At 72.0% G+C, this 12,936-nt stretch carries 10 protein-coding genes, 1 tRNA gene and 1 pseudogene; 7 read left to right on the plus strand and 5 right to left on the minus strand.

All coding sequences use genetic code 11. The features are described 5' to 3' along the window. Window positions 1-403 precede the first annotated feature (403 nt). Window positions 404-2,569 carry a prolyl oligopeptidase family serine peptidase gene (locus tag M878_RS69960; protein WP_158692722.1) on the plus strand — a complete coding sequence of 722 codons (2,166 nt, stop codon included), beginning with the start codon at window positions 404-406 and terminating at the stop codon, window positions 2,567-2,569. A 73-nt stretch (window positions 2,570-2,642) separates the two neighbouring features. Continuing rightward, complete coding sequence (locus M878_RS69965) at window positions 2,643-5,054, plus strand: ABC transporter ATP-binding protein/permease (RefSeq protein WP_023548542.1); 2,412 nt, start codon at window positions 2,643-2,645, stop codon at window positions 5,052-5,054. A gap of 516 nt (window positions 5,055-5,570) precedes the next feature. Here the strand turns inward: M878_RS69965 and M878_RS69970 are convergent. Next, window positions 5,571-5,643, minus strand: a tRNA-Ala gene (locus M878_RS69970). 182 nt (window positions 5,644-5,825) lie between these two features. Here M878_RS69970 and M878_RS69975 point away from each other — a divergent pair. Further along, entirely contained in the window at window positions 5,826-6,374 is a 549-nt protein-coding gene (locus M878_RS69975; protein WP_023548546.1) for a helix-turn-helix domain-containing protein, read from the plus strand. A 275-nt stretch (window positions 6,375-6,649) separates the two neighbouring features. After that, entirely contained in the window at window positions 6,650-8,125 is a 1,476-nt protein-coding gene (locus M878_RS69980) for a serine/threonine-protein kinase (protein WP_023548548.1), read from the plus strand. Here M878_RS69980 and M878_RS69985 read toward each other — a convergent pair. Together M878_RS69985 and M878_RS98935 are read right to left on the minus strand one after the other, a co-directional pair. Beyond that, window positions 8,089-9,486, minus strand: a complete 1,398-nt coding sequence (locus M878_RS69985) for a hypothetical protein (RefSeq protein WP_051430100.1) — start codon at window positions 9,484-9,486, stop codon at window positions 8,089-8,091. The two genes, M878_RS69980 and M878_RS69985, sit on opposite strands and share 37 nt — an antisense overlap. 171 nt (window positions 9,487-9,657) lie before the next feature. Continuing rightward, entirely contained in the window at window positions 9,658-9,786 is a 129-nt protein-coding gene (locus M878_RS98935; RefSeq protein WP_003999697.1) for a DLW-39 family protein, read from the minus strand. A gap of 349 nt (window positions 9,787-10,135) precedes the next feature. Here M878_RS98935 and M878_RS69990 point away from each other — a divergent pair, with 349 nt between their 5' ends. Then, window positions 10,136-10,486 (plus strand): DUF6344 domain-containing protein, encoded by a 351-nt coding sequence (locus tag M878_RS69990; protein ID WP_023548551.1) that lies wholly within the window; start codon window positions 10,136-10,138, stop codon window positions 10,484-10,486. Window positions 10,487-10,781: 295 nt separating this feature from the next. After that, entirely contained in the window at window positions 10,782-11,549 is a 768-nt protein-coding gene (locus M878_RS69995) for a glycosyltransferase family 2 protein (RefSeq protein ID WP_023548553.1), read from the plus strand. Between the two features lie 46 nt (window positions 11,550-11,595). Here the strand turns inward: M878_RS69995 and M878_RS70000 are convergent, their stop codons facing one another. Together M878_RS70000 and M878_RS70005 are read right to left on the minus strand one after the other, a co-directional pair. Further along, entirely contained in the window at window positions 11,596-11,781 is a 186-nt protein-coding gene (locus tag M878_RS70000; protein WP_023548554.1) for a ferredoxin, read from the minus strand. 77 nt (window positions 11,782-11,858) lie between these two features. Continuing rightward, window positions 11,859-12,341, minus strand: a complete 483-nt coding sequence (locus tag M878_RS70005; RefSeq protein ID WP_031225371.1) for a hypothetical protein — start codon at window positions 12,339-12,341, stop codon at window positions 11,859-11,861. A gap of 218 nt (window positions 12,342-12,559) precedes the next feature. Here M878_RS70005 and M878_RS70010 point away from each other — a divergent pair. Continuing rightward, a pseudogene (locus M878_RS70010) lies at window positions 12,560-12,936 on the plus strand (hypothetical protein); the annotation flags it as partial.

The following is a 12,936-nucleotide window of genomic DNA, read 5'->3' on the forward strand; positions in this document are numbered from 1 at the left end:
ACACTCCGCCGCCAGGACGACGGACACCGTAATCACCGCAACAGCGCCAACTGGCATAGAACATAGGCATGTTCACCACATCGAGTGGCGTGCACACCCTGCGAGTTTTTGCCGCCGAGCGCATGGAAATGCCCCGTGCGGTGCCAGTCCGACAGGGGCCGGCACCGCCTTCGAAAGGAGTACCAATCATGTTCCTTCCCGACTACGGCAACCCCCGCGACCCCGGTTCCGATGACGCTCCCGCTCTGCGCTGGCAGGCGGAGGTCTACGAGGGCGACGAGGCCTGAGCGGCACCTGCCCCTCCGGGACACCCCGTGTGAACCGAGGAACGGCGGGGCCGGCGCCTACCTGGCCCCGCCGTTCTTCACATCCGTACCCCCTCCCGCGCGCCCGAGGAAGCACCGTGTTGCCAGAGACCACCAGCGTCCACCCGCCCGCCGCCCGCGAGAACCTCGTCGAGACGGTGCACGGGCGGCCGGTTGCCGACCCTTACCGGTGGCTGGAGGACCTGACCAGCGACGCCTCGCGCGCGTGGGCCGAGGCCCAGGACACCCTGTTCGCCGCGCACCGGACGGCCTGGCCGGACCGGGACGCATGGGACGAGCGGCTGAAGGCCCTGTCGGTGACCCGTCGGGTGTCCGCGCCGGTCTGGCGCGGCGGACGGCACTTCACCGAACGGCATCTGCCCGGCCGCGACCAGGCCGTGCTGTACGCCACCGGGGCGGACGGCACCGAGCGGTTCGTGGTGGACGCGGGCACACTGGCGCCGCAGGGCCGGGTACGGCTGGCCGGGTGGCGGCCCTCCTGGGAAGGCGACCTGGTGGCCTGTCAGTTCGCGGTGGACGGGGCCGACATCACCCGGCTGGTGGTGTACGCGGCCGACGGCGGGGGAGCCGTCGATGAGCCCGTGGAGGGGCTGCGGCACTCGCCGGTGGCATGGCTGCCCGGCGGGCAGGCCTTCTACTACGTGGGCCCCGCGGCCGAGGGGCCGGACGGCATGCTGCGGGTCAAACTGCACCGCCTGGGGCGGCCCGCCGGGGAGGATGAGGAGGTGTTCGGTGAACAGGCCGACGGATTCGCGTACTTCGGGCTGACCATCACGCCCGACGGCGATCGGCTGGTCGTCTCCGTGGCCCGCGGAATCGCCCATCACAACGACCTGTGGCTGGCCGAGACCCCGGTGAACGACCCCGCGCGGCCGACGTGGCAGCGCTTGGTGGACGGCACGGAGACCAAGGCGCTCGCCTCGATCCGGCTGCACCGGGACGGCGGCGGACGCCTCCACACCGACCGGGGCGCGCCCCGCGGGAGGATCCTCGTCACGGACCGCACAGCGGCGCGCGGTGACGGCTGGCGGGAACTGGTACCGCAGGACCCGGACGCCGCTCTCGACGACAGTGTCCTGCTGGACGGGCTCGCTCTCGCGGAACCACTGCTGCTGGTGTGCTGGAGTCGGGCTGCCACCAGCCGGATCACCGTGCACCGGGCCGCGGACGGGAAACGCATCGGGGAGGTCCCGCTGCCCGGCAGCGGAACGGTCCGGGCGCTGCGGGGGCGTCCCGAAGGCGGCCACGAGGCGTGGTTCACGTACACCGACTTCGGCAAGCCACCGGCTGTCTTCGTCTTCGACGCGGTCAGCGGGCGGGTCGCACCGTGGCCCGGGCGCGGTGCGCCCCCCGGGCCCCGGGCGTCCGTGGAGCCGACCGGGGCACCCGGCTCCACGGCGGAGCTGCTCACCAGTCAGGTCCGGTACGAGGCCGACGACGGCACGCCGATCCTGCTCTTCCTCCTCAGCCGCGCCGACCAGCCGCTCAACCCGCCCGCCGGGCCGCCCCGGCCCGCCCTGCTCACCGCCTACGGCGGCTTCGGCGTCCCGATGCGCCCCGCCCACACCCCTTCCGCGCGAGCCTGGGCCCAAGCCGGCGGCGTGTACGCGGTGGCCTGCGTACGGGGCGGCGGCGAGCACGGCAACGCCTGGCACGCCGCCGGTCGTGGCGCCGCCAAGTCCCGTGCCGTGGACGACCTCAACGACGCCGCCCGGTATCTGATCGACCGGGGCATCACCGCGCCGGACCGGCTGGCCGCGACCGGCCAGTCCAACGGCGGACTGCTGGTGACCGCCGCCCTGACCCGCCGCCCTGATCTGTACGCCGCCGTCGCCGCCATCGGGCCACTGTGCGACATGGCCCGCTACGAGCGCTTCGGCATCGGTCACACCTGGACAGCGGAGTACGGGACCGCCGTCGACCCCGGGCAGCTCGACGCACTCCTCGCCTACTCGCCGTATCACCAGGTACGTCCCGGCAGCCGCTACCCGGCCGTCCTGCTCTGCGGCGCCGACACCGACCAGCGCACCGGAGCCCAGCACGTGCGCAAGATGTGCGCGGCGTTGCAGCACGCCACAGCCTCCCCCGCTCCGGTCCTCATGCGCCGTACCACGACCGGCGGACACGCACACGCGTCAGCAGGAACGGCACACGATCTCACCGCAGACGTCACCGCCTTCCTCGCCCACCACACCGGACTGCCCGCGCCGACGTCCGCGACCGCCGACGGATCGCCGCGTTGATCCCTGAGCGAGTCGCCCAGCCCGCCCACCCCGCCCGAGGCGGAGAGAAGCAGAGAGAACCGGTGATGCCCGCGTGTCCCGCTACGTCACCCCGCCCGCAGAACCGCACGGCCATCAGCACCCGGTCCGCGGTCCGCTGAGGCTCCGGTCGGCCGTGCCCGGGCGGCAGCGGTGGGAAGCTCCCGTCCTCGCCGGGCGCCCCCGGCTCGCCGGGCTGCTCACCGCCGTACTGGGCAAAAGCCCCGGTGTCACCGGCGTCCGAGCCAGCGCGGTGACCGGCAGCGTGCTCGTACACCACGATCCGGCGCTCGGTGCGGCGGATATCGGCGCACAGCTCCGGGCGGTCCTGGACGACCTTCTGCGACAGGTGGGGACGCAGAGCCAGGTCCCCCAACCGTCGGCCGAGCCAGTCCGGACCCGTGAACAGGCTGGTGATCCGGCCGGGGCTCATCAGGCCACCCGGTCCGGTGTCCGCCCCCGCATGCTGGTGGCCGGCGGTGCCGCGGCCTCCCTCGCCCTGGGCGGCTCCGGGCTGCTCCTGGGCCCCTGGGTGGCTCTGGGTGCGGTCGGCGCCGCCACCACGCTGCTGATCCGCCGGGCCTGGCATGAGACGAGCGACCCACGAAAGCTGCCCGCCTCACCGCTGAAGCCCGCCGAGGCGGCCCGTCCCGTCGGGAACGCCGGCGCACCTCCGCTGCTGCGCCTGGCCAGGAGGCACCGGCGCCGGATCGGCCGCGCCGCAGGACTGTCGGCCGCCGCTGAACTCGCCGAACTGGGCGTCTTCACCAGCCTCGGCGCGCTGCCGCTACTCCTCGCCCGCGGCAGCAGCCCGGTGCTCACCGCGCTGGGCGTGACCGGAACCCTCCCCCAGCTGGGCGTGCTCACCGCCGTCGCCGCGCTGGCGAAGCTCATCCAGGCGGCCCTGTCCTACCGGGCCGACCTCGCCTGGCGCACCCTCGGTCAGGACGTGGAACACGAGTTGCGCAGCGAGGTGTATCCCCATGTACAACGGCTGCCCCTGCGGGACCTGGAGGGCGAGCGGACCACGCGGATCGCCGGTGTGCTGAGCGCGGACATCCCACACGTCGGCGCCTTCCTCGCCCACGGCCCCGGCGAACTGGTCCAGCTCGCCACCTGTTTCCTGGTGATGGCGCCCGCCTTTCTCCTCCTCGCCCCCCGGCTCGCCTGGGCCGCCTTCCTCCCCGTCCCGGTCATCACCTGGCTCTCCCTGCGGCACCACTCCCGCTCCGGGCGCGCCTACGCGGCCGTGGGCGACCGCAGGGTCCGGCTGAACAGCCAGGTCATCAACACCCTGGAAGGCAGTGCCACCGTCAAGAGCTTCTGCACCGAGGCCGAGGAGGCCGCCCGTGTGGAGCGGCTGAGCGACGCGTGCCGCAACGACACCCGGCTCAACGACCGGGAGACGGCTCGGCACATCCAGACCGTCGGCACGTGTGCCAGCCTCTCCCTGCTCGGTACCGGACTGCTCGCCGCCCGCGACGTGTTCCGGGGCACTCTGTCCCTGAGTTCCTTCAACACCCTGCTCGCCCTGCCCAGCCCGGTGCTGTATCGGCTCACCCGGATCGGCACGACCTTGGAGCAGTACCAGCACACACTGGCCGCGCTCGACCGTGTCGAACACCTGCGGAACCTGCCGACCGAGCCGGACGAGGGCGGACGCCCTCTGGATCCCGGACGGGTCGAGGGTGAGCTGGTACTCGACGGGGTCACCTTCGCGTACCCGGGGCGCCCCCCTGTGCTGCGGGACACCCGGTTGCGATTCGTGTCCGGCCGTACGACCGCCATCGTGGGTGCGACCGGGGCCGGCAAGACCACCATCGCCAAACTACTCATGCGGTTCCAGGACCCGGTGGCGGGCCGGATCCTGCTCGACGGCCAGGACATCCGGGAGCTACGCCTGCAGGACCTGCGGCGCTGCATCGGTTTCGTCGCCCAGGACGCCTTCCTGTTCGACGGCACGATCGCCGAGAACATCGCCTACGGCACCCCGCACGCGGAGCACGCAGCCATCGTCGGTGCCGCAGGCATCGCGCAGGCGTCCGGGTTCATCGAAGCACTGCCGCAGGGGTACGACACGGTGGTGGGCGAGCGGGGAGCTGCACTGTCCGGCGGTCAGCGTCAGCGCATCGCGCTGGCCCGCACCATCCTCAAGGACCCTCCGGTCGTCATCCTCGACGAAGCGACGTCGGCCGTCGACAACGACACCGAAGCCGCCATCCAGCACGCCCTCCGGAACTTCACTGCCGGCCGCACCACCGTGGTCATCGCCCACCGGCTCTCCACCATCCGGCACGCCGACTGGATTCACGTCATGAACGAGAACGGGACCATGGTGGAGGAGGGAGCCCACCAGGACCTTCTCACGCAAGACGGGCAGTACGCGTCGCTGTGGCGACTACAGACCGGAATGCCTGAGCGGGACCCCGAGGATGCCGGGAGAGTACTGGTCACGGCCACACATTGACGCCCTGCTCAACACCGCGAACTCCTGGATCAGAGAGCGGCTCGACGTGCCCCGGATTCGGCGGACGCGGTGTTCAGATCCCGGACGGCGAACACGCCGTGCACGCCTTGCCCGCCTCAGCTCGGGGCGCCCTGAAGGGCAGAACGACGGGCGCGACCACCAGGGCAACTGCCGCATGCAGCAGTTGTTCCGGCGGTCGCGGCCGGGCCGGGATTTCCTGGTCGCTCCCGACCCCGCCGCGGACTACGCCTGCGCGGACTACGTGTGCACGGCCGAGGCACTGTCCGGGTCGAGGCTGTCGATCTTCACGTAGAGGTCGTCCTGGTTGCCGATGTCGGGGACTGCCACACCGCTGACCGAAGGAACGAAGCAGACCGCGGAATGGCGCAGGTCCGCTTTGCCACCGCCGTCGGTCCGGGCATTTGTCAGCACCGCCGTGCTGACACGTCAACACGGGAACCGGGACAAAAACACCCCCCTGACAGCGTTTCCGCAGGTCAGAGGGGTATCTGATTGTGGAGCCTAGGGGAGTCGAACCCCTGACATCCGCCATGCAAAGACGGCGCTCTACCAACTGAGCTAAGGCCCCGGGAAGCAGCGACCTGCCGGAGGTGTCGCGTTCCGGCGGGTGCCGCAGACCAGAGTACCGGGTCACCCCCGGTGTTCCGCAAAAAGATGGGGGTCCCCGCAGATGACCACTCTCCGTAAGATGCTCGACGTGGTTCGCTACAGCGAACCGCGGTTTTTCAGGGGAAGCGATGGGGAGACGCAATGGACGCCGCACAGCAGGAAGCCACCGCGAGAGCGCGGGAGCTGCAGCGGAACTGGTACGGAGAGCCGTTGGGGGCGCTCTTCCGTAAGCTCATCGAAGATCTCGGGCTCAATCAGGCCCGTCTCGCGGCGGTCCTGGGGCTGTCCGCTCCGATGCTCTCGCAGCTGATGAGCGGCCAGCGCGCGAAGATCGGCAATCCCGCCGTGGTCCAGCGGGTGCAGCTGTTGCAGGAGCTGGCGGCCCAGGTCGCGGACGGCAGCGTGAGCGCCGCCGAGGCGACCGGGCGCATGGAGGAGATCAAGAAGTCGCAGGGGGGCTCCGTGCTCAGCAACACCACCCAGACCACGAGCGGTTCGGGCGCGCCGACGGTCAAGCGGGTGGTCCGCGAGATCCAGTCGCTGCTGCGCTCGGTGGCCGCCGCGGGCGACATCATCGACGCTGCCGACAGCCTCGCCCCGACCCATCCGGAACTGGCGGAGTTCCTCCGCGTCTACGGCGCCGGCCGCACCTCCGACGCCGTCGCGCACTACCAGTCGCACCAGAACTAGCGGCCACGGCCCGGTTCACGGAGGAGGTCCGGGAGCCGGGCCGGGGCCCAGGTCCATGGGGGGATCGGGGGACCAGTCCTCAAGCGGGGACGGGGTCGTATCACTCATCTCAGTCATCTCACTGATCTCAGTCATTGCGGGGGAGAGACCGGGGAAGAGACGGGAGGGAGAGACCGGGGGAAGATCAGGGAGAAGGTCAGGGGGAAGCGCGGGAAGCGGGGAAGTAAGGGGACAGAGGGACTGGCGGGGGCCAGGGGGAGGAGTGATGGGCTGTCATGGGTGAGGTCTTCGCCGGACGGTACGAGCTGGCCGACCCGATCGGACGCGGTGGCGTGGGCGCCGTATGGCGCGCCTGGGACCACCGCCGACGGCGCTATGTGGCCGCCAAGGTGCTCCAGCAGCGTGACGCCCACTCCCTGCTGCGCTTCGTCCGCGAGCAGGCCCTGCGGATCGATCACCCGCATGTCCTCGCCCCGGCCAGCTGGGCCGCCGACGACGACAAGGTGCTCTTCACCATGGACCTGGTCGGCGGCGGCTCACTGGTCCATCTCGTCGGCGACTACGGCCCCCTGCCGCCCGCGTTCGTGTGCACCCTGCTCGACCAGCTCCTGTCCGGTCTCGCCGCCGTCCACGCCGAGGGCGTCATCCACCGGGACATCAAGCCCGCCAACGTCCTCCTCGAAGCCACCGGAACCGGCCGGCCCCGGCTGCGGCTGTCCGACTTCGGCATCGCCATGCGGCTCGGCGAACCCCGGCTGACGGAGACCAACCTCGTGGTGGGCACGCCGGGTTATCTCGCGCCCGAGCAGATGCTCGGCTGCGAACCCGACTTCCCCGCCGACCTGTTCGCCGCGGGCCTGGTCGCTCTGTATCTCCTCGAAGGCGCCAAGCCCGACGCCAAGGCGCTCGTGGAGTACTTCGCGGACCACGGGACGCCCGGGCCGCCCAAGGGCATCCCGGAGCCGCTCTGGCAGGTCGTCGCGACCCTGCTCCAGCCCGACCCGGACGCGCGCTTCCGCACCGCCACGGGTGCGCGCAAGGCCCTCGCCGCCGCCGTGGAACTCCTGCCGGAGCCCGAACCCGACGACGAACTGATCGAGATATTCGACCAACTCGGGCCACTCCCACCCGGGTTCGCCCCCGACGGCCCCCTCAAGCGGGCCTCCGGAGTGGCCCTGGAACTGGTCGAGCCGGTCGAGGGCGCGGATACGACGTCGGCGCCGGATACCGACCTCGGCCTCGACCCCGACCCCGACCTCGATTCCGGCACGGATTCGCACGCCGCCCCGGGCACCGGCTCCCTCTCGGACACCGGCAGCTTCCGTCTCCCGCCTCCTCAAGAGCCCTCCACCCCCGAGCCGTACCCCCCACAGCCACCCCAGCACGCCACCGCTGCCTCCCCGTACCCCCCGTACGTCCAGCAGCCCCAGCCCCCTTCGGAACCCCCCTCCCAACTCCCGTCTCACCAGCCGTACTTCTTCCCCCACACCCCCACCCCGAGCGCGATGACAGGGCATCGCGTCGATCCCTCCACCGCCTCGTACACCACCCAGGACGCGCAGGTTCCGCCTCCGCCCCCGCCCCCGCCTCAGTCGACCTCCGGCGCGCCCGCGCAACGGCACAGGGCGAGCCGGTCGCGCCGGGCGGGCCGGAGTCGGCGGGCCGGGCCGCCGGCCAAGGTGGCGATCCCGATGCTGCTGCTGGCGCTGGCCTGTTACGCGGTGGGCTTCTGGGCGTTCACCCGCGTCTGAACCCGCCGTGCCGTCACTGTCCAGACGGCGAGCACCAGCAGCAGCACGGTCCCCGAGCCGATCCCGCCGATCGCGACGAGCTTCATCCCGGAGCCGCCCCCGCCCCCGGTGCTCCCGGTACCCCCCGTGCTCCCGGTGAGCGCCGCCGCCCGGTCGGGCCCGGTGAGCGTGAACGCGTCCCCCGGCACGGGCCGCCCGGCGTACTGCGGCCCCGCGTGCGCCCGCCCGGCCACCCGGACTCGCAGCGTCACACCGAACGGACCTCGCCCGTACAGGCCGGTCAGCTGCTCGCTGAGATGCAGGACCAGGTAGTAGTCGCCGGCGAAGCGGACCGAGGTCACGCCGGCGGGAGCCGCGTAGCGGTTGGCGTAGTCCACCGGCGGGGGCGGTGCGAGTACGGCGGGTTTCCGGATGCCGGTGTAGCCGAGGGCGGCGTCCTCGACATAGCCGCGGACGGGGTTGTAGAGCGAGAGATTCAAGGCACCGCCGACATACCCGTGCCCCGAGGCACCGTCCAGCTCGGCGGAGGCGTTCAGTTGCCGGCCCCAGTCGACCGGCACCTTGTAGAACCGGGTCTCACCGGGCACGAGGCCGGTCCGCCACACTCCTTGGCCCAGCGGGCGGGCCGAGGCGAAACCGGTGCCGCCGGAGGCGTCGCGGGGCGTACCGCCGAGCGGCTCGGGGGTGGCGGAGTCCCAGGTCTGCGGCGCGGAGGTGGCCCCGGCCCGGGCCGGGCGCGGTTCGGTGGCGGGCGCGATCTCCAGGCCCCAGCGCTGTGCCGGGCCCGACGTACCGGAGCCCTCGGCGTCGAGGCGCTGGACGAGCACGTAGTACGGCCCCTTGCCCTGGCACAGCGTCTTGCCCGCCTCCCTCAGTCCCAGCGCGGTGACCGGGCGTGGGCTCAGGCCCGCCCCGAAACGGGCGGCGGCGTAGCCGCAGGGCGTGCCGTGCGCGTCCTGGACCGACACCCTGATGCCGTCGGTGGCGGAGACGGTGGCGTTCGCCGGGGGTACGGCGGTGACGGGGACGTACGCCGTGTCGGCGGCGGTGAGGTCGAGCCGGTAGTAGAGCCTGCCGTTCCTCGGCAGGGAGCTGCGGTAGATACGGCCGGGGTCCAGCCGTTCGGCCGTCGCCGGGTCCGACGCGCCCGCGACATCACGGGCGCCGGGCGCGAAGGCGTACGACCGCCCGTCCTCAGCGGCGGCCGCGGGCGCGGTCGCGGTACCGACCGTCGGCAGGACGAGCAGCGCGCACAGTCCCGACAGCACAACCGTCCGCACCGCACCGGCACCGAAGACCGCCCGCCGGCCGAGCCGCCCCTCCCGCCACCGCCACGCCGTACGTCGCCCTCGCCCCCGCACGTGCCGCCCTCCCCTGGTCGCACTCGCCGTACCGGACCACATGAACGCCTACAGCACCCGCCGGGCCCCCGCAACAGGAAGCGACATCTGGACACCGGGACACCCGGAGGGACAACACAAAACCCCGACCGCGCGGGCGGTCGGGGTCTGTTCAGATTCTGGTATCGGCACTCACGAACCCGTGGGCACGGAGTCAGTCGCCTCCGTCCACAGATCCTGCTCGGCGCGATCCGCCTGGATCTGGCGGTACACGAGGAGCCCGCCGATGGCGGCCAGTGCGACCAGGAGCAGCTTCTTCACCGCGCGACCTCGTCTTTCCTTGACGTAGGGGACCTCTGGCGCCCGACTATACACACCGACCGATACCGATCGGTGATCTGCGCCGGACCCCAACTCCCGCCTCCGGCAGCGCAATAGCCCTGGTCCGGCGCCGTTCCGATCGGAGGGTGATCGCACCTCCACGGACCGTTACTTTGCTCCCTCTTCGCTCACCCTCACCAGCTTTTGGGAGTTTTCCGGCCCTCTTACCGCCATCCGGGTGGTGTTGATCTGAACATCGACGCGCCACGGGCGTCGGTCCACCACTTCGCGGCCCGCATACACATCATGAGGAAAGTACGCAAATCGCCCAACCCGAAAGTGAGGGGCCATGACCCAGAACAAGGTCATGAACCTGTGGACCGCCATCGTCACCGCCTTCCTCGCGCTGTGCACGGCGCTCGGACTCATCACCACCACGACCGCCACGACCGCGACGGCGGCACCTCAGCCCGAGAGCACCAGCACCCGCACCGGTACCGCACAGCGGACCGTCCCGACGATCCCGGCGCCACGCCACTGGGCCTGGTCCTATTCCAGGGCGCTGCCCCCCACGATGAAGCAACGCATCCGGGCCGAGGCCCACGGAAAGTCCCCGAGCTGCCGGCAACTCCCCCTCACCGACACCCCGGAGAGCGCGGCCGTTCCTGAACAACCCGCGGCGGCAAGACCCGACTGCTGACCCCCCCAGCCTCCCCCTCGCAGTACCGCAACGTCTCGACACAGGGCGACTTGCGTACGCATCAGTCGAAACGAACAGACCCCCGGCCGGGTTCGGCCGGGGGTCTTGCGCTGTTCCCACCCGCTGTTCCCACCGCTATTCCCGCCGCTATTCCCACCACTGTTCCCACCACTGTTCCCACCACTGTTCACCGCTGTCCCACCGCTGTCCCCACCCACTGTTGTCACCCAGGCGACATGACGGACACCATGGCGCACACACCCACGACGCTCCCGGAAAGGTGGTGAGCGCTGCCGTGTCCCGGCGTGTCACCGTCATCACCGCTGTTCACGGCCCGTCCGCGCGCTTCCTGCCGGAGGCCCACGCCTCCCTGTGCGAGCAGCGGCTGCCCGGCGGCTGGGAGTGGGAATGGGTGATCCAGCAGGACGGCACGACGGACGAGGTCCGCGCGTACGTCCCGGACGACGCGCGCGTGAGCTTCGGTCAGGGCCGGCCGGGCGGGCCCGGAGTCGCCCGTACGATCGCGCTGGCGCGCGCCGGGGGCGCGTATGTGAAGGTCCTGGACGCCGACGACCGGCTCACGCCGGGCGCGCTGGCCCGCGATCTGGCCGTGCTGGAGACGGACCGCACCGTCGGCTGGACGACGTCCCGGGCCCTCGACCTGCTGCCCGACGGCTCCACGGCCGGTTTCCCCGGCGACCCGGACGACGGTCCGCTCGACCGCGGCTCCGTGCTCGATCACTGGAAGCGGAACGACTTTCGTGCACCGGTCCATCCGGCGACCCTGTGCGTCCGGCGGGAGCTGCTCGTCGCACTCGGCGGCTGGATGGCCCTGCCCGCCTCCGAGGACACGGGCCTGCTGCTGGCGCTGGACGCGGTGAGCCGCGGCTGGTTCTCGGCGGAGGCCGGCCTGCTGTACCGCAAGTGGGACGGCCAGGTCACGGGCCAGGCGTCCCACGTCGACCCCGTCGAACGAGCGGCCCGTACGACGGTCACCGAGGCCCGTGCCCGCGCCCTGTCCGACCTCGGGTGGACCTACCCGGCCGGCGCACGCACTCCCTGAACTACCGCCTGAGCACGTCGAGTTACTTTCCGAGTACGTTGAGTCATCACCTGAGCGCGATCGCCTGCGACGGGCACTTCTCGACCGCTTCCAGAACCCGCGGGTCGTCGGCGGCCTCCTCCCGGCCGGGCCGTACGACGCCGTATCCGTCCTCGAACGCGAACACGTCCGGCGCCCGGTGCGCGCACTCGGCGGAGCCGTAGCACAGCGAGCGGTCGACGGAGACCTTCATACGCCCTCCAGCCCTAGACGGTGGCTTCCAGGACGTCACTGCCCGGCGAACCGCACTCCGAACCGGACCCGTGCGCGCTACCCCTGCCCGCCGGCAACCGAGAGCCAGTGGGCCACCCGGCGGACCGTCGGCTCGTCGAGCAGCTCGGCCATGGTCCGTACCGCCTCGCCGTCCTCGGCGCTCAGGTCGTACAGGCCCGCCTTGCTCAGACCGGCCAGGAGGACCTGGTGCCGGCGGCCCGTCATGCGTTCCGCCAGCTTGGCCGGCGCACCGGCGCCGGGCGCGGGCGGGTCGGCGGGGGCAGGGGCGGTTTCCCTCGCGGCCGGAGCGTCGTAGAGGTGCCAGGCGCCGCCGGCGTCGTCTTCGGGCCCCCACAGCGCGACCGTCACCTCCTCACCGCGCGCCCGCACGGTCTGCGTCATGTCGCCGACGGCGTACAGCACCGGAGCCCGGTCAGGGGACTCGGCGCCCACCGTCCAGGAATTCTGGTCAGCCCGGTGGAACATCGCGACCCAGCGCGGAGCACCGGGCGGTGGCGGGCACGGGGGACGTTTCTGCATGGCACACACCCCTTCGGGAACAGGACGCTCACCCCTGCGGGAACAGGACGCTCACCCCCGCGGGAACAGCCGGCGGAGGGGACCGTATCTGACGGTTCATCAGATGACCAGGGTCCGCCCGGACCGACCCGTGCTTCTGGTCTCTTCACGGCCGGCGTGGCACCCTGCCCGCACCCCGGAGCGGGGAGCGGTGTCGTCCCGGACGAGGGAGGCCGAGGATGAGCGAACAGGAAGCAGCAACAGCCGCCGGAGTGATCACGGAGGCCGAGGCGCTGCGCAGGCTCCACGGGGCCCGCGCGCGCAGCGCCTACGACCGTGCGGTCGCCGCGTGCCGATACGCCGGTGTCGGCCAGGACCAGGCCGAGGTCGTTCCAAGGGACCCCGTCGGCCGGGCCGCCAACGCGCTGCGGCTGTCGGCCAAGTCCCTCGCCGCGCTGACCGCGTCCGGCCCGGACCCTGCGGCGGACGCCCGCTGCGCCCGCAACGCCGCGGCCACCGCGGCACTGGCCGCCCAGCTGGCCGCGGCACGGGACGGCGACACCACGCCCTCGGCCACCCCCTCGGCCACGACATCCGTCACGGCATCGGCCACGAC

The sequence above is a fragment of the Streptomyces roseochromogenus subsp. oscitans DS 12.976 genome (genome assembly GCF_000497445.1).
Lineage (GTDB): Bacteria > Actinomycetota > Actinomycetes > Streptomycetales > Streptomycetaceae > Streptomyces > Streptomyces oscitans.

Bases quoted from the DNA above. Each gene is read 5' to 3' on its own strand.
- M878_RS69975 (WP_023548546.1), top strand. From the start codon at position 5,826: ATGGACGCCGCACAGCAGGAAGCCACCGCGAGAGCGCGGGAGCTGCAG.
- M878_RS69980 (WP_023548548.1), top strand. From the start codon at position 6,650: ATGGGTGAGGTCTTCGCCGGACGGTACGAGCTGGCCGACCCGATCGGA.
- M878_RS69990 (WP_023548551.1), top strand. From the start codon at position 10,136: ATGACCCAGAACAAGGTCATGAACCTGTGGACCGCCATCGTCACCGCC.
- M878_RS70000 (WP_023548554.1), bottom strand. From the start codon at position 11,781: ATGAAGGTCTCCGTCGACCGCTCGCTGTGCTACGGCTCCGCCGAGTGC.
- M878_RS70005 (WP_031225371.1), bottom strand. From the start codon at position 12,341: ATGCAGAAACGTCCCCCGTGCCCGCCACCGCCCGGTGCTCCGCGCTGG.